The sequence below is a fragment of the Sporosarcina sp. GTC18466 genome (assembly GCF_055389225.1).
Map to the genome: position 1 here is coordinate 879,296 of NZ_AP044037.1, position 20,266 is coordinate 899,561.

19 protein-coding genes are annotated in these 20,266 nt (G+C 51.1%); 4 read left to right on the forward strand and 15 right to left on the reverse strand.

The features are described 5' to 3' along the window. Positions 1-23 precede the first annotated feature (23 nt). Positions 24-1,001, forward strand: a complete 978-nt coding sequence (locus ACZ5FK_RS04420) for an AI-2E family transporter (RefSeq protein ID WP_464806699.1) — start codon at positions 24-26, stop codon at positions 999-1,001. Here the strand turns inward: ACZ5FK_RS04420 and ACZ5FK_RS04425 are convergent. The 8 genes from ACZ5FK_RS04425 to ACZ5FK_RS04460 all read right to left on the reverse strand — a co-directional run bounded on the left by ACZ5FK_RS04425 (position 991) and on the right by ACZ5FK_RS04460 (position 11,021). Next, entirely contained in the window at positions 991-1,374 is a 384-nt protein-coding gene (locus tag ACZ5FK_RS04425) for an FxsA family protein (protein ID WP_464806700.1), read from the reverse strand. The two genes, ACZ5FK_RS04420 and ACZ5FK_RS04425, sit on opposite strands and share 11 nt — an antisense overlap. Positions 1,375-1,437: 63 nt before the next feature. Then, positions 1,438-3,198 (reverse strand): pyruvate kinase, encoded by a 1,761-nt coding sequence (gene pyk, locus ACZ5FK_RS04430; protein ID WP_464806701.1) that lies wholly within the window; start codon positions 3,196-3,198, stop codon positions 1,438-1,440. A 64-nt stretch (positions 3,199-3,262) separates the two neighbouring features. Further along, complete coding sequence (pfkA, locus tag ACZ5FK_RS04435; RefSeq protein ID WP_464806702.1) at positions 3,263-4,225, reverse strand: 6-phosphofructokinase; 963 nt, start codon at positions 4,223-4,225, stop codon at positions 3,263-3,265. Between the two features lie 97 nt (positions 4,226-4,322). Beyond that, on the reverse strand, positions 4,323-5,276 hold the full coding sequence (locus ACZ5FK_RS04440; protein ID WP_464806703.1) for an acetyl-CoA carboxylase carboxyltransferase subunit alpha: 954 nt from the start codon (positions 5,274-5,276) through the stop codon (positions 4,323-4,325). Then, a complete protein-coding gene (accD, locus tag ACZ5FK_RS04445) occupies positions 5,269-6,135 on the reverse strand; it encodes an acetyl-CoA carboxylase, carboxyltransferase subunit beta (RefSeq protein ID WP_464806704.1) in 867 nt (288 codons plus the stop codon). Before accD ends, ACZ5FK_RS04440 begins: the two co-directional genes overlap by 8 nt. After that, a complete protein-coding gene (locus tag ACZ5FK_RS04450; RefSeq protein ID WP_464806705.1) occupies positions 6,135-6,785 on the reverse strand; it encodes a FadR/GntR family transcriptional regulator in 651 nt (216 codons plus the stop codon). The genes accD and ACZ5FK_RS04450 overlap by 1 nt, the downstream gene beginning before the upstream one ends. A gap of 194 nt (positions 6,786-6,979) precedes the next feature. Further along, positions 6,980-10,057: a DNA polymerase III subunit alpha gene (locus tag ACZ5FK_RS04455; RefSeq protein ID WP_464806706.1), complete on the reverse strand. Its 3,078-nt coding sequence runs from the start codon at positions 10,055-10,057 to the stop codon at positions 6,980-6,982. Between the two features lie 22 nt (positions 10,058-10,079). Then, the gene (locus ACZ5FK_RS04460; RefSeq protein WP_464806707.1) at positions 10,080-11,021 is read right to left on the reverse strand and encodes a DHH family phosphoesterase; all 942 of its coding nucleotides are present in this window, start codon (positions 11,019-11,021) and stop codon (positions 10,080-10,082) included. Between the two features lie 93 nt (positions 11,022-11,114). On the opposite strand from ACZ5FK_RS04460, the gene ACZ5FK_RS04465 reads away from it, so the two are divergent. Then, positions 11,115-11,435, forward strand: coding sequence for a YtpI family protein (locus ACZ5FK_RS04465; protein WP_464806708.1), 321 nt, complete (start codon positions 11,115-11,117; stop codon positions 11,433-11,435). Positions 11,436-11,457: 22 nt separating this feature from the next. Here the strand turns inward: ACZ5FK_RS04465 and ACZ5FK_RS04470 are convergent, their stop codons facing one another. Further along, positions 11,458-12,765 (reverse strand): DRTGG domain-containing protein, encoded by a 1,308-nt coding sequence (locus ACZ5FK_RS04470; RefSeq protein ID WP_464806709.1) that lies wholly within the window; start codon positions 12,763-12,765, stop codon positions 11,458-11,460. 299 nt (positions 12,766-13,064) lie between these two features. After that, positions 13,065-13,745: a metal-dependent hydrolase gene (locus tag ACZ5FK_RS04475; RefSeq protein ID WP_464806710.1), complete on the reverse strand. Its 681-nt coding sequence runs from the start codon at positions 13,743-13,745 to the stop codon at positions 13,065-13,067. Between the two features lie 98 nt (positions 13,746-13,843). On the opposite strand from ACZ5FK_RS04475, the gene ACZ5FK_RS04480 reads away from it, so the two are divergent. Next, a complete protein-coding gene (locus ACZ5FK_RS04480; protein WP_464806711.1) occupies positions 13,844-14,941 on the forward strand; it encodes a M24 family metallopeptidase in 1,098 nt (365 codons plus the stop codon). A gap of 91 nt (positions 14,942-15,032) precedes the next feature. Here the strand turns inward: ACZ5FK_RS04480 and ald are convergent, their stop codons facing one another. After that, a complete protein-coding gene (ald, locus tag ACZ5FK_RS04485; protein ID WP_464806712.1) occupies positions 15,033-16,151 on the reverse strand; it encodes an alanine dehydrogenase in 1,119 nt (372 codons plus the stop codon). Positions 16,152-16,401: 250 nt separating this feature from the next. Between ald and ACZ5FK_RS04490 the strand changes: the two genes are divergently transcribed. Continuing rightward, positions 16,402-16,851: a universal stress protein gene (locus ACZ5FK_RS04490; protein WP_464806713.1), complete on the forward strand. Its 450-nt coding sequence runs from the start codon at positions 16,402-16,404 to the stop codon at positions 16,849-16,851. A gap of 50 nt (positions 16,852-16,901) precedes the next feature. Here ACZ5FK_RS04490 and ACZ5FK_RS04495 read toward each other — a convergent pair whose 3' ends face one another. The 4 genes from ACZ5FK_RS04495 to ACZ5FK_RS04510 all read right to left on the reverse strand — a co-directional run bounded on the left by ACZ5FK_RS04495 (position 16,902) and on the right by ACZ5FK_RS04510 (position 20,261). Then, positions 16,902-18,083 (reverse strand): acetate kinase, encoded by a 1,182-nt coding sequence (locus tag ACZ5FK_RS04495; protein WP_464807361.1) that lies wholly within the window; start codon positions 18,081-18,083, stop codon positions 16,902-16,904. 38 nt (positions 18,084-18,121) lie between these two features. After that, positions 18,122-19,054, reverse strand: coding sequence for a class I SAM-dependent methyltransferase (locus ACZ5FK_RS04500; protein ID WP_464806714.1), 933 nt, complete (start codon positions 19,052-19,054; stop codon positions 18,122-18,124). 103 nt (positions 19,055-19,157) lie between these two features. After that, a complete protein-coding gene (gene tpx / locus ACZ5FK_RS04505; protein WP_464806715.1) occupies positions 19,158-19,664 on the reverse strand; it encodes a thiol peroxidase in 507 nt (168 codons plus the stop codon). Between the two features lie 33 nt (positions 19,665-19,697). Next, positions 19,698-20,261: an RDD family protein gene (locus tag ACZ5FK_RS04510; protein ID WP_464806716.1), complete on the reverse strand. Its 564-nt coding sequence runs from the start codon at positions 20,259-20,261 to the stop codon at positions 19,698-19,700. Between the last annotated feature and the right edge of the window lie 5 nt (positions 20,262-20,266).

The following is a 20,266-nucleotide window of genomic DNA, read 5'->3' on the forward strand; positions in this document are numbered from 1 at the left end:
GACTATAAAGGATGGCTGAAGCATTGAAAAACAAGGTAAACCAGCAGAATCAAAGTTATGCCAACATAGTCTTGCAATGGATCCCTGCACTTGCCGCATTTGCCCTCTTATTCATCATCCCGCCAATTACGATCGCAGTCATTGTCGCCTATTTCACCGCGCCATTCCTGAAGGCGGTGCGGGCTGTTTTTAAGCTGCCGCTCACGCTCGCCGCGCTGATCGTCATGACTATCTTCATTTTTCTCTTCAGCACGTTCACACTTATGACACTGCACGGGCTCATGAATGCGGTACCGGTCGTTGAAAAACATATATTGCCACTCACAGCAAACACCGACTTTTCAGGTAAGATATTTATGTTTTTAGAAGATAAAGTCATTCAATATGGACAAACACTCCTCGAAGATGCAGTAAAATTTCTAAGCGCAATTTTCCAGCAGATCTTTAACCTGTTCCTTTTTTTGATTGCCTATTTCTTTGCTCTGCGGGAATCCGGTAAAGACCGGTTCTGGTTCCTGATCTATTTCCCGACATCCATGCGCGCCTCTGCAAAACGGATGATCAAAAAAGCCGGCGAATTGATCGGTACATTCCTCTTTGTCGAAGCCAGACTGTTTCTGGCCACGTATATCACTTTATCGATCGGTTTTGCACTGCTTCACTTCGAATCGCCTCTCGGCAGCGCATTTCTTGTCTCTCTGGTAGATAGCCTTCCATTTCTTGGAATTGGTCTTTTTCTGATTCCGATGGCCGTTTTCTTCTTCTATGTAAAAGAGATGACCACTGCCATCTCTCTCTTATTTCTATACTTCTTTATTATTACGACCAGGCAGATGTTCGAATCCTATTTGTACGCATCGACTTTTCGCTTGAAACCCGTCCATGCTTTTATCATCACAGCATGTTCCGTCTATCTATTCGGGATTGCCGGCATCCTATTGACGCCATTCCTTTTGTTCGCAGCCATCAAAGTGAAAGAGAACCCTTTATTCAACGGATAACGATCGTCCTTTTTCCAAATTTGTTATAAAGCCATCTCACTAAAAATGGCCTTATGATATTGCGCGGTCCCTTGAAAAGCAGCAATAACCCCAGGATATCCGTAAGAAATCCCGGCATGATCAAAAGTATGCCGCCTAGGAAAACACAAAAACTGTCAATCAGCGCGTTGCCAGGGGCATCCATTGTCGCTAAACGGGATTGAAGTTCACGCCACGTTTTAAGTCCTTGGCGTTTCGCCAAATAAGCTCCGCCGATGCCCGTTATGAAAATCAAAGTGATCGTGGCCGGAAGACCAAGTGTTTTTCCGGAGTACAATAGTAGTGCAATTTCGATTGACGGAACAAGGATGAAGATAGGCACTAGCCATTTCATACCAGTTCACCTCCAGGCAAAAAGGCTGCCTTTTCCAATTGCAAAGCAGCCTTTTCCATGTTTTTAAAGGACACGAGCATGCCCGTTGTAAATGACGCCTGATTCTGCATCCATCGTAATATCGCTTCCATGGATGATGACTTCCGTCGCCTTTTCCACGCCGACAATGACCGGGATGCCAAGGCTCAGGCCGACTACAGCCGCATGGCTGGTCAAGCCGCCTTCCTCCGTGATGAGTCCGGCACATCTCTCAATAGCCCTCATCATGTCCTTATCGGATGATTTGGTCACAAGAATGGCACCTTCCGTGTCATAAGCCAATGCTTCCTCGGCAGTATGGGCAACGACAGCACGGCCGAACGCTACTGATTTACCGATCCCTTGCCCTTTTGCGAGCATATCGCCGATCACATGGATCTTCATCAAGTTCGTCGTGCCCGCTTCGCCGACAGGGACGCCCGCTGTGATGATGACAACATCGCCATGGGTCACGTACTGATGTTTGACACTTTCTTCGACTGTATTCTGAAGGACTTCATCAATCGATTGGACTTTCTTGCCGATGATCGGATAAACGCCCCAGACGAGCGTCAGCTTATTTGCGCAGACCGCACCCGATGTCACTGCGATGACCGGGCAGCCTGGCCGATATTTCGCGATCATTTTCGCTGTATGGCCGCTTTCTGTCGGCGCAAGCACCGCTTTCACCTTCAAGTTGATGGCAGTGTACGCTGCTGCCTGTCCAATCGCTTCTGTCATATTGCCGTGTTTTTCACGTCTGCGAGTAGAAACGACGGAACGGTAATCGACCGCCTCTTCCGTCACGCGTGCAATCCGGTCCATTGTCTGGACAGAATCAACCGGGTAAAGTCCTGCTGCGGTCTCTCCTGACAGCATGATCGCATCGGAACCATCCAGAATGGCATTCGCCACGTCACTCGCTTCCGCCCTTGTCGGACGAGGGTTCCGCTGCATGGAGTCAAGCATCTGAGTTGCCGTAATGACCGGCTTTCCTGCCTGATTGCATTTTTCGATCATGCGTTTTTGGACAAGCGGAACTTCCTCCGCCGGTATTTCAACACCAAGGTCTCCCCTTGCTACCATCAATCCATCCGAAACAGTGAGGATTTCATCAAGATTTTCTACGCCTTCCTGGTTCTCGATTTTCGGGATGATATGGATTGCGGAGCCGCCATTCGACTCAAGAAGCTCCCGGATTTCCATGACATCCGATGCTCTTCTGACGAAAGAAGCGGCGATGAAGTCAACATCCTCCTGGATGCCGAATAGGATGTCCTCTTTATCCTTCTCGGTAATTCCCGGAAGCTGAACGGACACGCCCGGCACATTGACGCCCTTTTTGTTCTTCAATACACCTGAGTTCACAATGGACGTATGAATCAACCCTCTGCCCATATCCTTGCCTGTCACTTCAAGCTGGATCAGCCCATCATCCAAAAGGATTGTAGAGCCGATCTCCACGTCTTCAATCAGCTTATCGTACGTAACGGAAAACACGCTCTCTGTCCCGATGACTTCCTCCATGGAAATATCGATCGTCTTGCCTGTTACCAATTCGATCTGTCCATTCTCCATATTGTTCGTCCGAATTTCAGGGCCCTTTGTATCAAGGAGGATTCCGACAATCTTCCCTTTTTTCTCGGCCGCTTTACGGATCGCATGGATACGCGCACGGTGTTCTTCATGGGAGCCGTGCGAGAAATTCAACCGGGCGACATTCATCCCGGCATCGATCAGCTGCTCCAATATTTCGGGCGACTCGCTCGCGGGCCCGATCGTACATACAATTTTCGTTTTTCTCATCATAAAACGCCCTTTCGCTTTTTCTCCGTCCCAGGCAGGCAAGGCTGCTCCTGCCGCAAAGGACTCAGATGGATAGCTGCTTCGACAGTTTGTACAGCTCCATATCCAATTTATGCTCTTTTTCAGCGAACACTTCATTCAAATCATAGTCTACCACCATCTGGTCACGCAATCCAATCGCAACACTGCCTGCCCCGGCTTTCAGCACTTCCACTGCGCGGGAACCAAAACGGCTGGCAATGACGCGATCCCTTGCCGTCGGTGAACCGCCGCGCTGAATATGGCCAAGGACAGATACCCGTGTTTCGATGCCCGCCTGCTCCTTTAGGATTTCAGCCAGCTTAGATGCAGACATGACACCTTCCGCCACGATGATGATACTGTGCTTCTTCCCCCTGCCGGTGCCGCTCTGCAGACGGTCGATCACGTCCTTCATATCATACGGCTCTTCGGGTATTAAGATTGTCTCCGCTCCTCCTGCAAGGCCAGCCCAAAGCGCCAGGTCACCGGCATCCCGACCCATCACTTCTATGATGAATGTCCTTTCATGGGATGAGGCTGTATCTCTTATCTTATCAATCGCTTCAATGACAGTGTTGAGCGCTGAATCGAAGCCGATCGTGAAATCTGTCCCATTAATATCGTTGTCGATTGTTGCGGGTACGCATACACAAGGCAATCCAAGCTGCATCAGTTCACGGGCGCCGCGGAACGAACCGTCCCCCCCGATGACTACAAGTCCTTCGATTGCGTTCTGTTTGATCATCCGCATCGCTTTCAGGCGCCCTTCTTCCGTCATGAATTCCGCAGAGCGCGCTGATCGGAGCATCGTCCCGCCGCGCTGAATGATATCGCCTACGGATCCAAGCTGCAATAGTTCGATCTTCCCATCGATCAGCCCTTGGTATCCGCCGAATACCCCGGCCACTTCCATATCCTCGTAAATCGCTTTCCGGACAACCGCACGAACTGCAGCATTCATGCCTGGCGCATCTCCGCCGCTTGTTAAAACCGCTATCTTTTTCATGGCACCTGACTCCTCTCCATTGCTAGACGTACTATTGGACGTGGACTTCCGTTTCCTGGACCTAAAAAAGATGCGGCCTGTTCGCCCGCATCCGTATTCACTCTGTAAATACCCCGATATTCCGGAATTTATCGTACCTGCTGTCAACAAGTTCAGCACCTGAAAGGGCGCAAAGCGCATCAATCGATTGCCGCAATGCGTCTCGCATCATTTCCGCCTGGGCTTTCACATCGCGGTGCGCGCCTCCGAGCACTTCGGGAATGATTCCGTCAATGATGCCCATGTCCAGCAGATGCGGAGCCGTGATTTTCATCGCTTCCGCCGCCTGCTTTGCAAGACTGGAATCCTTCCAAAGGATCGACGCCGCCCCTTCCGGCGAGATGACGGAGTACGTGGAATGCTCCAGCATGAGGATATGGTTCGCTACGCCTAGCGCAAGCGCCCCTCCGCTTCCTCCTTCACCGATGACAACTGAAATGACCGGCACCGTAAGTCCTGCCATCTCGACAAGGTTGCGGGCGATCGCTTCGCTTTGTCCGCGTTCTTCCGCGGCTTTCCCCGGATAGGCTCCCTTCGTATCGATGAAGCAGACGATCGGACGGCCAAACTTTTCCGCCTGGTTCATGAGGCGCAGCGCTTTCCTGTACCCTTCCGGATGCGGCATTCCGAAGTTGCGGCGGACGTTCTCCTTCGTGTCTTTCCCCCGCTGGTGTCCTATGACGGTCACCGGCTTCCCGTCGAATGATCCGATGCCGCCGACGATCGCCGCGTCATCGCCGAATGTGCGGTCTCCGTGCAATTCGATGAAGTCCTCGAACAGTTCCTTGATATAATCGAGCGTCGTAGGCCGCATCGGGTGTCTCGCTACCTGCACGCGGTCCCACGGTTCCATATTCAAATAGATTTCTTCTTCCAAATGTTTCAGCCGCGCATTCAATTTGCTGATTTCGTCGGAAAGATCGACCTCGCTGCTCTCCGTGAAGTCTTCCAGCTCTTTGATCTTCTCGCGCAGTTTTACGATCGGCTCTTCGAACGCAAGTGTCTTACTCATTCGAAGCATCCCCTTTCTGATGCAGCCGGGCGATGGCTGCAAGTTTATCTTTCAGGTCACGCCGGTGGATCACTGCATCGATCTGTCCATGATCGAGCAGGAACTCGGCTGTCTGGAAATTCTCAGGCAGTTTTTCGCGTACCGTCTGTTCGATGACACGCCTGCCCGCGAAGCCGATCAGCGCTTTCGGTTCCGCCAGGTTGATGTCTCCGACGGATGCGAAACTTGCGGACACGCCGCCCGTTGTCGGATATGTCATCACCGAGATGAACAGCAATCCTTTTTCTGCATGCCTTCTAAGTGCGACACTTGTCTTGGCCATCTGCATAAGGGACAGCACCCCCTCCTGCATCCGTGCGCCGCCGCTAGCGGAGAAGATGATGACAGGAATTCCTGAAGCTGTCGCCTTCTCAACGATGCGTGTGATTTTCTCCCCGACAACTGAGCCCATGGAACCCATCCGGAAATGGGAGTCCATGATAGCGACAGCGATCTCTTGCCCGTCCACTTTCCCCGTGCCTGTGAGAACCGCTTCATTCAATCCCGTCTTGGCCGCATCGGATTGCACTTTTTCAGCATAAGAAGGGAATTGAAGAGGGTTCTCCGTCTTCAGATGATCGTCGATCGACACAAATGTGCCTTCATCAAACAGGCTTTCCACTCGTTCCCTAGCTGTCATCTTAAAGTGGTAATCGCATTTCGGACAAACTTTATCTGTTTTCATCAAGTCTTTTGTCAATATGATCTCTTTACACTCGGGACACTTTGTCATGATCCCTTCTGGTACATCATTTTTCGCTTCCGTGGACGGGATGGTGATCGACTGTTTCCGCTTGCTTTTCGTGAATATGTTCCGCATTATGCCATTCTCTCCCCTTCAACTCGTTCCATCCATTGTCGATATGCGAAAACCGCAAGGGCACTCTCCCCTTCCGCCATATGGGATAGCATGGCGAGGACGAGGGCGTTCTCCTCTTGTGTCATGTTTTCATCGAATGGGATTCCGCTATATTGTTTCAATAAAAACCAGATTTTCAATGACAGCCGGTTGCCTGTCAGGATGATTGTTTCCCGGATGATATCTTCGCGCTTGGCCGTTCCCTCTTGCTCGATACGCGTGATCAGGCCTTCCCATACAGGCAATTGCCGTAAAGCCGGATCTTCGCAGACTGCCTGAATAGCGGCCTGCTCATGGATCATTCTCGTCCGATTCACATCAATCAACGAGTTTGGCTGCTGCATGATGAAAGTGGACAGCACTTCCACGAGCTGGTGGCGTTTGAAATCACCGAGGAATGTTCCTTCTCCCCTTCTCGTTTCAATGAGTCCAAGCAATTCAAGGCTTCTGAGCGCTTCCCGGACTGTAGACCTTCCGACTTCAAGACGCTCAGCGAGAACGCGTTCCGATGGAAGCTTATCCCCCGCCTTGATTCCTTCCCTATTAATAATAGTCCTCAATTCACCGACAATATCCAAAAACATTTTCGATGGAGGCTTTTGATTTTGCATGTGAAGACCCCTTTGGGATTCATCGTTGGAAAGTGGTCTGACCACTCTTGTTCCTAGCATACAGAAAAGAGGACGCCACGTAAAGGGAATTCCACATCTTTCATGGAAATCCTGCCTCATAGCCCTTTATTTATTGTGATTCTTCTCCTGAATGCAAAAAACAAGCGGGCGCGCCCGCTTGCCTGTCATAAATCCTATTGTATCCTGTCGATGGACTGGACGATGAGCTGAGGCTGACCGTTGCGCCGTTCGACAGTTCCGCTGAACGTCACGATGGTCATTTCCTCTAGCACCTTACTTTGGGCAGCGTATTGTTTCGGAAAGCAGGTGCAGGAAATCTCCCCTGTCTCATCTTGCAATTTCAAGAATGCCATCGCTTCTCCCTTTTTCGTCCGGATCCGTTTTATATCGATGATCAGACCGATAGCCGTCACAAATGCCCGGTCGCGCATCGAGGGGATTGTACAAATATCCGCGACCGGCTTGTCGAGCCTTTTTTTCAACTCGACTGCCGGATGTTCGGAAAGATAGAAACCGAGGACATCCCTTTCGTTTTCCAGCATGAGCATTCGCGGCATCGTTCCTGCCGGCGTGTATTTGGGACTTGCGACTTGCCGGATGATATCTTCGAGAAGGTCATCGCCATCCGGGCTGACGAATGCGGCATGTTTCTTCGCTGCATCAACAGACGCCAGCAAGACGGCCCTGTTTTCCCCGAACTCATCAAGCGCGCCCGCATGGATGAATGCGGCGGCAGACTTCTCATTGAATTCGCTGCCCATCGCGGCTGCCATGTCGAACAGTGATTTCCAGGAAGTCCCCTTCCTCCGGGCGCGCCGGATTGTTTCGTAGACAGAGGGAGACACGCCTTTGATCATGCCAAGCCCGATTCTTATAGCTCCTTTTTCAACTGTCGGCAAATACTTGCTCCGGTTGATGGAAGGAGGCAAGACCTCGATATCATGCTCTTTCATCTCACGGATGAGTTCCATCGTCTTTTCGTCATTTCCACCTGCCATCCCTAGCAGCGCCGCATAGAAATACGGCGTCTCATGAGCTTTCAGGAATGCGAGCCGGTAAGAGATCAGCGAATAAGCGACCGCGTGGCTTTTCGGGAACCCGTAATCTGCGAATTTGACAATCAAATCATAGATTTCTTCCGCCACGCCGGCTTGCACACCATTCCGCTCCGCACTGCTGATGAAATGGCTGCGTTCTTCACGCATGATCTCACGCTTTTTCTTGCTGACGGCCCGCCTGAGCAGATCCGCTTCCGCCATGGAAAAGCCGGCGACTTTCACTGCAATCTCCATGATCTGTTCCTGGTAGACGATGATTCCGAACGTTTCTTTCAGGACACTTTCAAGCAACGGATGGATATAATGTACACTCTCGTGCCCGTTTTTCCGCCTGCTGTAGAGCGGAATATTTTCCATAGGACCCGGCCGGTACAGGGCGTTGATGGCATACAGGTCCTCAAACCGTTCCGGCCGGATTGTCCGGAGCGCATCCCGCATGCCCTCCGATTCAAATTGGAAGATGCCTGTCATATCGCCCCGGCGGAACAATTCAAATGTCCGCTGATCGTTAAGCGGAAACGCGCTAAAGTCGATTTTCCGTCCCGTGTCAAATTCGATCATCGATTTCATGCGATCTAGAAGCGTCAAGTTCCTCAAGCCAAGAAAGTCCATTTTCAGAAGGCCTTGCTCTTCCACATCACCCATCGCCCACTGCGTCAAATAGATTTCGTCCCCGCCGCTTTGGACCGGGACAGCGTCCACAAGCGGGCAAGGAGCGAGGACGACGCCTGCAGCGTGGGTGGATGCATTGCGCGGGAGCCCTTCCAGCGCAATGGCCGCCTGCAGCCACTTCTGCCTGATCGGGTCAAGGGCAATCCATTTCTGCAATGCTTGCGAACGGGATGCGACCTGTTCCAGATGCTTTCCGTTTCCGTCCTGTATCTGTTTCGAAATGAAGGACATTTCTTCATTTGAGAAGTCGAACACCCGGGCGACATTACGGGCGACTGACTTCGCCGACAATGTGCCGAACGTGATGATTTGCGCAACATGGTTCTTGCCATACTTACGGGCGACATAGTCGATCACTTCACCTCGGCGGTTGTCCGCGAAGTCGATATCGATGTCAGGCATCGTCACCCGTCCCGGATTGAGGAAACGTTCAAAGATGAGGCCGTACTTGACGGGATCCACATCCGTAATTCGGAGCGCATAGGCGACGAGCGAACCGGCGGATGATCCCCGTCCTGGCCCGGTCAGCACTCCGGTCTCCCTTGCATATCTCATGAAATCCTCGACGATCAGGAAATAATCGGCGAACCCCATCTTGCTGATAATATCGAGCTCATACTGGAGACGTTTCATGTAGGCTGCATCCGGCGATGGAATCCGGCCGCTTAGCCCCTCTTCGCTTCGCTTTCGCAAATAGGAAGGGGCGCTTTCTCCGCCAGGCACCGGAAACACGGGCATTAATTGCCGTCCCGGCTCAATTTCCGCATCGCAGCTTAACATGATCCGCCCCGCTTCGGCGAGCCACTGCGGCCGGTCGTGGAACCATGCCTGCAATTCCTCCTTCTCAGGTGTGTACGCTGCCTGCGAAGAGAAACGCGGACGTCCGCTGTCATTCAGCTTATAGCCTTGCCTGATCGCTTCCGCAACTTCGTACGAAAACGCATCGCTTTTATCCAGGAAGCGGGCTTCATAGCAAGCGGTTATTGGGAGGCCCAGTTTGCCTGCGGTCAGGACAATCGGTTCCTCCTCGTCATGGATCTCCCCGCCTGCCCTGCTGATGCCGATGTAGAGTTCCGCTTGCCTCAAGGCCGAGCGGAGCCTTGCCACGGCGTCTTCGCTCCGGAGACTCTCCCAAGAGGGGTCTGTCAATGGGCAGACGACGACGCAGCCCTTTGAGTACGCCTCCAGCCATTTCAGCGGAATGGTCCCCTCCCTCGTCGATGCTGCACTGCTTGCTTTGACGAGGTTGCGGTATCCTTCATCGTCTTTCGCATACATGTAAAGAAGAGCGCCGCTCGGATCGGCCCCTTCGATCTCAATCATGGCAGACAAGCCGATGACCGGATGGATGCCATGCTTCTTCATCACTTTACTGAACGAACGGACTCCATACAATTTAGAATTCACGATGCCACAAGAGACAGCTCCCCTCCTTTTCAGGAGCGGAGCAAGTTCATCCAATTTAATGATGCCGCGCAGCAGGTCGGCACCGGTGACAATCTGCGGGTAGACAAGTTCCATATATCTTCCCACCGCCTCTCTCTTATCTGTCAGCGCATAGGGCTTGCAGCTTCGCAATCACTTCATCCGCTTCTTCCCATGAATAGACGGAAGCTCCGGATGCAAGCGGATGGCCGCCTCCCCCATATTCCGCTGCAAGCGTATTGACGATCGGCCCTTTGGAACGGAGGCGGACGCGGATTTGATCCTCTTCCTCTACAAAGATGACCCAGGCGCAGATCCCTTTCACATCACCGAGTGAACCGACAAGCTGGGATGATTCGGACACTGTAACGCCGAATTCCTGCAGGATTTCTTTCGTGATCTTCAAATAAGCCGTCCCGTTCTCATCCATCGTGAAATTCTGATACATGTAACCTTGCAAATGTAAAAGCGGCCTCTTCACTTCATACATTCCAGCGAACAGCCGCGTCCGATCGAAGTCATATTTGATCAGCTGGCTTGCAACCTCGAACGTCCTGTCCGTAGCGCTCGGGAAGATGAACCTCCCTGTATCGCCGACAATGCCGGCAAACAGCAGACGCGCCGCAGAATCAGGCATGCGCCAGTCGTAAAGCTCACGCCCTGTCTCAAATAGCATATAGATCATCTCGGAAGTCGAGCTTGCGGTCGTATCGACCCAGCGCAGATCTCCATAGGGATCGACGTCAGGATGGTGGTCGATTTTCAAAAGGAATGCGCCTTTTTTATAGGAAGAGGCGTCAATCCGCTCCGTATTTCCAGTATCCGTAATGATGACAAGAGCCCCCTCATAATCATCTTCTGTCACTTCATCCTGGCCGGCCAGATAGGAGAGCAGGTCATCATGCGTGCCTCCTGCTAAAACTTTCTTGTGCGGATAATTCGCCATGATGAGTTCTTTCAGTCCCACCTGGGAACCGTATGCATCAGGATCGGGTCTCACGTGCCGATGTATGATAATCGTGTCATATTGCTCAATTGTGTCAATGATTTGTCTCTGCATGTCCGTTTCCCTCCGGATTTTGATTTTTACTAGTCGCATTCCCTTTTGAAAGCCGCTACAATGGAAGAAGTTCTTTACTGGAGGGCTTTTATCATGAAGACATTGAATTTTGTCCTCGTCTTTTGCATCGTTGCATCAGGCGTCTTCTATTTTTATTTTAAAACGCGTCAATTCCGCACGAGCCACGTGTTTCCGATCCGCAAGAAGATGTTCGCAAGCCTCGCGGGTTCTTTCCTTGGCGGCCTGCTCTTCTTTTTCGGCGTCAACCAGTTGCTGTTGTTCAGCGGGGTTGCGACATACGTAGTGTCAGCGATCTTCATATTGTTCGGTGTTTATATTTTCATCAACAACCGGAAAGCGGCAAACCATTATAAGCAGTTTGTCGATGAAGAGACGCAATTGAACGAAAACTGATGCATCCATGCATCAGTTTTTTTCATCTTTCGAAGAGCTGATACATGATCATCGCCTTCGCTACGAGATCGCCGTCCGAAAAGAGGTCGAAATCGACTTTTGCAAAGCGTCTGCTCATATGTAGGATTTTCGGTTCGACCGTGACAGTGCTCCCGATTTGTACGTGCTTGATGAAATAGACGTTCATGTTCTCAGGCAGGCTTTCCCCGCGTTTTTTCATTTTGATGGCGCGACTTCCGGCTTCATTCAAGAGTGTCGTGAAAGCACCGTACGATAAGGAACCGAACTGGTTTGTCATTTGGGGCGCGACCGTGAATTCGATGGTCTGCGGCCTGTCTGATCCGGCCTTCATATGATTCATGACGATATCGTCGATTTTTTCGCCTTGCTGCGGCTGTCTCTGCGTCATCTGAAACGCCTTCAGGACATCCTGCCGGCTGATGATCCCCTCTAATTTGCCTGCTGATGAAACGACGGGCAAGAGGTCGATCCCTTCCCATATCATACTGTGGCCGGCTGAGGCGACGCTCGTTTTCGCCGTCACCGTGATGAGGTTTGTCGTCATCACCTTTTCAATCGTCTCCTCCTCGTGCTTTCCGACCGCGTCCCGGGACGTCACAATGCCGACGACTTTACCGCTTCCGTCAATGACAGGATAACCCGAGTGGGTCGTGCGCCGGTTCACCTCATTGAAGTCTCTCACCGTCTCCTTCGGCCGGAATGCGACCGTTTCACTGAGCGGAGTCAGGATATCCTCTACCAGCAGAATTTCCTTCTCGATCAGCTGGTCGTAAATGGCCCGGTTGAGCATCGTCGCGACTGTGAATGAGTCATAGCTTGAAGAGATGATCGGCAGATTCAATTCATCCGCAAGCTTCTTCGCTTCATCAGCCGCATCAAAACCGCCGGTCACCAGCACCGCTGCCCCTTCTTCCAGGGCGATTTCATGGGCTTTCAGCCGGTTCCCGACGATGAGCAGGCTGCCTGCATCGATATATCTTCGCATATCGTCAAGCTGCATGGCGCCGATCAGGAATTTCGTCAACGTCTTATGTAAGCCTCCGCGGCCTCCAAGGACCACCCCGTCCACAATATTAACGACTTCCGCGAAGGTCAGCCGTTCGATATTATCTTTCTTTTTCTTTTCAATCCGGATGGTCCCGACCCGTTCAATCGTATTGACAAGCTTCTGGTTCTCGGCTTCCTTGATCGCGCGGTACGCGGTTCCTTCACTGACGGAGAGTGCTTTTGCCACTTGGCGGACGGAGATTTTCTCGCCGATTGCGAGCCCCTCGATGTAGCGCAGTATCAGTTCATGTTTCGTCGACATCACTTTCACCTTTTTCTCTAATCACCTATGCCCATTTTAGCATAGATGTAATCGAATTGGCGCAAAGAGGACACCCGCCGCAGCGCTCCAAAAAGGGGCTGTCCGAAAAGACGAAAATCGCCAGAACCGGCACGCTTTCCGCGGGCACGGCTCAAGCCTCCTCGCTTCGCTGCGGGGTCTTGAGACTCGTGCTGTTCCCGCAGGAGTCGGCCGTTTCTGGCGATTTTCTACATCCTCCTAAGAATTTTTTAAAAAGGTCCTTATAATGAAATTTATACTTTCTGGACAGCCCCTCTCTTTCAGATGGAAAGCGTATCTCCAGCCTCCATGATCCTCACTTCATGGTCTGTTACTAGCTGCTTGAAATCTCGGGGATCCTGCTTGATCGGCGGAAACGTATCATAATGCACAGGAACCGTCAGTTTAGGATTCAGCAGTTTCACTGCTTCCCCCGCATCCTCCGGTCCCATCGTGAAGTTGTCGCCGATCGGGAGGAAGGCAACGTCAATCGGATGCCGTCTTCCGATCAGTTCCATGTCACCGAATAGGGACGTATCTCCCGCATGGTAGATCGTCTTTCCTTCCGCCGTGAATAAAATTCCAGCCGGCATGCCGGTATAGATGATCTCATTTTCCTCTGTCGTGTAAGAGGAGCTGTGAAATGCCTTCGTATATTTTACAATGCCAAAGTCGAACTCCTTGCTGCCGCCTATGTTCATGCCGTGTGTTTCCAGCCCCTGCCAGCTGAGATAGACGGCGAGCTCGTTCGGCGCGACGATCAAGGCGCCGCATCGTTTCGCGATATCCATTGTGTCTCCGACGTGATCGTTATGTCCATGCGTCAATAAGATGACATCTGGATTTTCGGAGGCCGGATCCAAATCGGTCAAACCATTGCCTGTCAAAAACGGATCGATCAATATCGTTTTTCCGCCGGTTTTAATTTTCACTACAGAATGTCCATGGTATGAGATTTCCATTTAATATCCCTCCAAATATTGTTGGTCATGTCTAGTTTCTTTGTCCAACACGAAAACCCTCTTTTTTGGTACGATGATATGGCAAAGGAGGAGTTCACATGGAAAAAGTGAATGAAATACAGCAGTTTCTAAAAGAAGAAGGGATTGACGCCGCCTTCATAACAACGCCGGACAACGTGTTTTACGTCTCGGGTTTTTTAAGCAACCCGCATGAGCGGCTGCTAGGCGTCATGGTATTCAAGGAAGCGGACCCTTTCTTAATTTGTCCGCTGATGGAAGTGCCGGATGCAAAGGCGGCAGGCTGGCCGTTTGAAATTGTGGGGCATGCCGATACGGATGATGCCTGGGAGCTCCTCGCAAACGCCGTACAAGCACGCAGCCTGACTTCTCCTTCCATCGCTATCGAGAAATCGCATTTGACGGTTGAACGGCTTGAAAAAATGGAGCAATTGATCGCGGGAGCGACATTCAGCCGTCTGGATGAGCAATTGAATCGGATGCGCAATATTAAAAGCGAGGATGAACTCCGCAAATTGCGGAAAGCAGCTGAGCTGGCAGACCGTGCAATTGAAATCGGCTGCAGCGAGATTGCCGAAGGGAAAACGGAACTCGAAATCCTGATGGCGATTGAATTCGAAATGAAACGGCTTGGCGCTGAAAAGATGTCTTTCGATACGATGGTCCTTTCCGGTCCGAAGACCGCCTCTCCGCATGGCACGCCAGGAGACCGGAAGATCCAGAAAGGCGATTTTGTCCTCTTTGACCTCGGTGTCGTCTATGAGGGATACTGTTCTGATATCACACGCACCGTGTCATTCGGGGAGCCTTCCGAAAAACAGCGGGAGATCTACGAGACCGTCCGGAAAGCGGAGCAGGCTGCAATCGACCTTGTGAAGCCAGGCGTAAAAGCGCGTGACCTTGATAAAGCGGCACGCGATACGATCACGGATGCAGGATATGGCGAGTACTTCACGCACCGACTTGGACACGGTCTCGGCATCTCGGTCCATGAGTTCCCGTCCATTACAGGCACAAACGACTTGGCACTGGAAGAAGGCATGGTTTTCACCATTGAGCCAGGCATCTACCACCCTGACATCACAGGTGTTCGTATCGAAGATGATGTAGTCGTAACCGCGGATGGTGTTGAGGTGCTAACGAAATTCCCGAAAGAACTTCAAATCATCAAACCATAAAAATCAATGATCCAGCAACAATAAAAAGACCCAAGCCTGTGCGTGCTGCACTGCTTGGGTCTTTTCATGCATCCGGCAGTTGCCAGCCGGATCAGTTATTCAATAAGGATTCTGCCGCCACATATTCAAGGCCTTGCGCGTCTGCTACAGCCTTGTATGTCACATGGCCTTCCAAAGTGTTGATGCCTTTTTGGAGCGCTGCGTTGTCGAGGCACGCCTGCTTGTACCCTTTATTGGCAATTTGAAGCGCATATGGCACAGTCACGTTCGTCAATGCCATTGTCGATGTGCGTGGAACCGCACCCGGCATATTCGCAACCGCATAGTGGACGACGCCGTGCTTGATATATGTCGGATCGTCATGCGTTGTCACACGGTCGGACGTTTCGAAGATGCCGCCTTGGTCAATCGCGATGTCAACAAGGACGGAGCCTGGCTTCATGGATTGGACCATTTCTTCGGATACAAGTTTAGGAGCTTTCGCGCCAGGAATCAATACACAGCCGATGACCAGATCGGAATCCTTGACTGATTCCGCAATATTGAATGGATTCGACACAAGTGTCTGGATATCGTTACCGAAAATTTCATCTAGCTGACGAAGCCGCTCAACAGACAAGTCGAGCACCGTCACTTGAGCACCCATGCCAACTGCAATCTTTGCAGCGTTCGTGCCAGCTTGGCCGCCGCCGATGACCGTCACTTTGCCTCGTGAAACGCCTGGAACGCCGGATAGAAGGATCCCTTTGCCGCCTTGGATCTTCTCAAGATATTGCGCGCCGATCTGCGTAGCCATGCGGCCGGCCACTTCACTCATCGGAGCTAGCAGCGGAAGCGAGTTGTTTGGCAGCTGGACTGTCTCGTAAGCGATTCCAACCACTTTATTCTCAAGAAGCGCTTTCGTCAATTCCAATTCCGGAGCGAGGTGTAAATACGTGAACAGGATCAGGCCCTCACGGAAATAACCGAATTCGGAATCGAGCGGTTCTTTTACCTTCATGACCATATCCGCCGCCCATGCCTCTTCCGCCGTACCGACAATTTTCGCTCCAGCTTCGATATAATCTTCATCCGTGAAGCTCGAGCCAAGACCAGCACCTGTTTCGATCAGCACTTCATGACCGGCTGAGCTAAGGTTGAAGGCACCTGCCGGCGTCATAGCGACACGATTTTCATTGTTTTTGATCTCTTTTGGTACACCAATACGCATTACAATTCCTCCTTAAGGGATGTTCGGGGTCTGTCCGATTTCGTCGCGGGAGCCCATACATTTATAATCTTATCAGAAACCTGATCACTTTTGTTCTTTTTGTTCGCCGATTTCTTTTTACCGGCGATCGATCCGCTGTGACAAATTTGTCGCAATTTGACGTTAACTTTTCCGGAACAGGCAGGAAGTTTTCACTATGCAGCGAATAGGTATAGTAGAAAGATAAACAAACAGATTGGAGATGTTTTAGATGGTACTACAATACAAACAGATCATTGTTGCCGTTGACGGGTCGAAAGAGTCGGAATGGGCATTTAAAAAAGCAGTGGCGATCACAAACAGGAACGAGGCGACACTGAACCTGGTGAACATCATCGACACTCGCTCATATGCGGCAGTCGAAGCGTATGACCGCTCGATCGCTGAACGCGCACAGAACTTTGCGGAAGAACTATTGAACGGGTATAAAGCAGAAGCTGAAAAAGCCGGTCTTACTAACGTCAACATCTATGTGGAGTATGGATCGCCGAAGACAATGATCACCCGCGATCTATCGTCCAAGCTATCCGCGGACCTCATCATCTGCGGGGCGACTGGCCTCAACAAAGTCGAACGTTTCCTCATCGGAAGTGTTTCCGAAAATATCGTCCGCTCTTCAAAATGTGACGTCCTCGTCGTCCGTACACCGGAAGAAGTATAAGTAAGCATAAGGAAGACCGCCTGCCAGCTTTGATGCCGGAGGCGGTTTTTTCAACCTAGATGTGCCGTTTTCACAGTTTCCCTTGCAATCATGACTTCTTCATTCGTCGGGATCACCAGGATTTTCACAGGAGAATACGGGAAATTGATAAACACTTCCTTGCCTGTCACTTCATTCAGGTCGGGATCAAAATATACCCCCATGAATTCCAGGCTCTCCAATACTTTCTTTCTGACTTCCGGACTGTTTTCACCGATGCCGGCAGTAAAGATGATGGCATCCACTCCGCCCATCCTTGCCGCATACGAACCGATATACTTATGGATCCGGTCTGTGAACACGTCAAGAGCGAGTTTCGCCCGTCCGTTGCCGGCCTCCGCCTCCTGCGTAATATCCCGCAAGTCGCTTGAATACCCGGACAGTGCCAGCATTCCGGACTGCTTATTGAGCACATCGATCACCTGCTCCGCCGATTTCCCCGTCCTCTCCATAATATAAGGGATCAATGCGGGATCGATGTTGCCCGAGCGGGTTCCCATCGTCACGCCGGCCAGCGGCGTAAAGCCCATTGACGTATCAATCGATTTTCCGCCCTGCACCGCTGCGATGCTCGCTCCGTTCCCAAGATGGCAGGAGATGAACCGTGTCTGTCCGAGCGGCCTGTTCAGCATGGCTGCCGCACGCTGCGTGACGTATTGGTGGCTAGTGCCATGGAATCCGTACTTACGGATTCCGTACTTCTCATAGTATTCAAATGGCAATGGATATAGATACGAACTTTCCGGCATTGTCTGATGAAAAGCGGTATCGAAAACGGCGACTTCCGGCACGCCTGGAAGCGCACGCTGAAATTCCAGAATTCCGACGACATTCGCCGGATTATGCAACGGCGCAAATGTCGACAGCTCCTCGATCCGTCTCACGACATCCTCGTCGATGACGACAGATTCCGCAAATGATTCGCCCCCATGGACAACTCTATGTCCGATTGCATCGATTTCGTCAAACGATGACACAATCTTTTCACGGAGCAAATAACGGAGAAGCATCTGGATCGCCTCTTCATGATCCGGTATATCCTTCACTTCGTTCACATCCACGTGATCCGCCTGCATGATAAAAATGGAATCTGGCAGACCGATCCGCTCCACTCTGCCTTTTACGACTACTTGTTCTTCAGGCATCCGGAGCAATTGATATTTAAGTGATGAACTGCCTGCATTGACTGCCATGATCAACAAATGACTTCACCCCCAACTTGCCGCTGCCATCAAATTTCTGCGGCCCATCTATCGACTTTCCCAAAAAACTGGATCATTGAATTTTTATCAGTCATATCAGGCACTTTTGCCAGAAGCACATCCGATGATTGCTTTCCTGCCATCTCTTTCGCCGGCTTTTGAACGATCAAGAGGATCTTCGCTTGTGCAGCATTTTTAAATAGCGTGTCAGGCAGCTGGATAATCGCCCGGATTACGGCATGCCGCTTGATATATTTCTTCAGTATTTCAGACTGCTCGGAATCAAACAGGCCGGCAGTCGTTACAAAGATGCCAAAGCCGCCTTCTTTCAGATGATTTAATGATTGTTCGATGAAAAGATGATGGGAATATGCATGCCCTTCAGCTGGCATCATCTCGAAATTGAGCCCATTGTCGTCATCAGGATAATAGCCGATCGGCAAATCTGAGACCACGAGATCGACAGGGTCGATCAGCAACGGACGCAGTGCATCCTGGACATAAAAACGGACAGGCTGCTCCATTAACTCCGATGAAGCGGCGGCAAGCCTGACAAGCAGTTCATCTATCTCCACTGCTGAAGCGTCCGTGTTGCTCTCGAGTGCGTTCATGACAGTGAACAGCAGATTCCCTGTCCCTGCCGCAGGATCCAATATCATCGGCACACTGGAAGTTTCCTGATTCTTGGGCTTAAGCAGCTTCTCTGCAAAATAGCCGACTAGCATCCCGATAGAATCAGGAGTCATCTGATGATGCGGCTGGGCAAATTGCTTCATCCCTTTCAGGACCGCCAGCTGAATGCCTCTTCTGATCTCTTCCCTCGTGACATCGCCTGAAACGTCAGGCGCATCTTTGCCTAGCAGCCATTCGCCGCAAGCTTCAGTGATCCCTTCTAAATATAAGGAACCGCCCGCCCCTGCTTTCCGATCGATGAAAGTGAAAATATTTTCAGTGTTTGTCATGACAGACTCCTTGGTGTACATAGTGATAGTCTTCTTCATAGCGGAAAACCCACCCGTTTCCGAGTGGGTCCCCCCTTCTTGTTTGTGTTTTGCGTTCAACAGCTCATTGAGCGAGCTTCCGGACCGCTTCGAGAGCTTTCTCATAATCCGGGTGGTCCGTCACTTCATTCACATATTCCGCGTACTGCACCTTGCCATCCGGATCGATGACGAAAATGGAACGCGCGAGCAGTCGGAGTTCTTTGATCGCTACGCCGAACGCTTCCCCGAATGATAGATCGCGATGGTCTGACAGAAGTTCGACATTCTCAATGTTGGCTGCGTTTTTCCAGCGCGCCTGCGCGAACGGAAGATCGACGGATACTGTCATCACTTCAACGTTGTCGCCAAATGACTTCGCTTCATCGCTGAACCGTTTCGTCTGATCTGAACACACTCCCGTATCGACCGATGGCACAACGCTGATCAATCGGATCTTCCCTTTAGAATCGTCAAGCGTCACAGGCTGCAGATCATTCGACAATACCGTGAATTCAGGTGCTTTGTCCCCTGCCGCCACTTCTTTTCCAAGCAATGTGACAGGCTCATTTTTAAATGTGACTTTTGCCATTATAGACCCTCCCTCTCAATTTCCTTCATTCTACTAAACAACAGGAACGTCTGGCAACTGTTCACCCTCTGCGCTGCCGGCTCTCACTCGTGCAGAGCGTTCATACACGTGTTCGTGAACGACATGCGTATCGGCGAATACATCATGAAGCGCCTCTTTCTTCGGCATGAAAATCACAAGCAGGTAAGGGATGAATAGCGTTTTGGAGATGAACCTGCCTATGATTTCACGGAACAGGATGGTGCTCCAGGACAGCTTCCCTTCCCGCCCAACGACACGGATTCCGAAAATCATCTTTCCGACAGTCTGGCCAAGCCATTTTGTCATCAGCGCGAAGTAAACGAGCAGCAAGATAAGCAAAACAAGTTTGTATGGGCTGAAAAAGAGGAAGCCCGGCTTTGTGATCGGCAGGTCGGCAACCCTGAAAATCGGCTTCACGAAGATGCCGCTAATCGAAGTCACGATGAGCAAGTCGACGAGATACGCCCAGAAACGTATCCAAAATCCCGCGTACTTCTGGCGGAAGGCTTCTTCCACTGCAGGTTTCCCGGCCTTGCCGGCTTCTGTCATGATGAATTGTCCGTCATGTTCTGTCATGGTCT

Bases quoted from the DNA above. Each gene is read 5' to 3' on its own strand.
- ACZ5FK_RS04500 (WP_464806714.1), bottom strand. From the start codon at position 19,054: ATGACAAACACTGAAAATATTTTCACTTTCATCGATCGGAAAGCAGGG.
- ACZ5FK_RS04510 (WP_464806716.1), bottom strand. From the start codon at position 20,261: ATGACAGAACATGACGGACAATTCATCATGACAGAAGCCGGCAAGGCC.
- ACZ5FK_RS04475 (WP_464806710.1), bottom strand. From the start codon at position 13,745: ATGGAAATCTCATACCATGGACATTCTGTAGTGAAAATTAAAACCGGC.
- pyk (WP_464806701.1), bottom strand. From the start codon at position 3,198: ATGAGAAAAACGAAAATTGTATGTACGATCGGGCCCGCGAGCGAGTCG.
- accD (WP_464806704.1), bottom strand. From the start codon at position 6,135: ATGCGGAACATATTCACGAAAAGCAAGCGGAAACAGTCGATCACCATC.
- tpx (WP_464806715.1), bottom strand. From the start codon at position 19,664: ATGGCAAAAGTCACATTTAAAAATGAGCCTGTCACATTGCTTGGAAAA.
- ald (WP_464806712.1), bottom strand. From the start codon at position 16,151: ATGCGTATTGGTGTACCAAAAGAGATCAAAAACAATGAAAATCGTGTC.
- ACZ5FK_RS04470 (WP_464806709.1), bottom strand. From the start codon at position 12,765: ATGTCGACGAAACATGAACTGATACTGCGCTACATCGAGGGGCTCGCA.
- ACZ5FK_RS04490 (WP_464806713.1), top strand. From the start codon at position 16,402: ATGGTACTACAATACAAACAGATCATTGTTGCCGTTGACGGGTCGAAA.
- ACZ5FK_RS04440 (WP_464806703.1), bottom strand. From the start codon at position 5,276: ATGAGTAAGACACTTGCGTTCGAAGAGCCGATCGTAAAACTGCGCGAG.
- ACZ5FK_RS04480 (WP_464806711.1), top strand. From the start codon at position 13,844: ATGGAAAAAGTGAATGAAATACAGCAGTTTCTAAAAGAAGAAGGGATT.
- ACZ5FK_RS04465 (WP_464806708.1), top strand. From the start codon at position 11,115: ATGAAGACATTGAATTTTGTCCTCGTCTTTTGCATCGTTGCATCAGGC.
- pfkA (WP_464806702.1), bottom strand. From the start codon at position 4,225: ATGAAAAAGATAGCGGTTTTAACAAGCGGCGGAGATGCGCCAGGCATG.
- ACZ5FK_RS04460 (WP_464806707.1), bottom strand. From the start codon at position 11,021: ATGCAGAGACAAATCATTGACACAATTGAGCAATATGACACGATTATC.
- ACZ5FK_RS04450 (WP_464806705.1), bottom strand. From the start codon at position 6,785: ATGCAAAATCAAAAGCCTCCATCGAAAATGTTTTTGGATATTGTCGGT.
- ACZ5FK_RS04455 (WP_464806706.1), bottom strand. From the start codon at position 10,057: ATGGAACTTGTCTACCCGCAGATTGTCACCGGTGCCGACCTGCTGCGC.
- ACZ5FK_RS04425 (WP_464806700.1), bottom strand. From the start codon at position 1,374: ATGAAATGGCTAGTGCCTATCTTCATCCTTGTTCCGTCAATCGAAATT.
- ACZ5FK_RS04495 (WP_464807361.1), bottom strand. From the start codon at position 18,083: ATGGCAGTCAATGCAGGCAGTTCATCACTTAAATATCAATTGCTCCGG.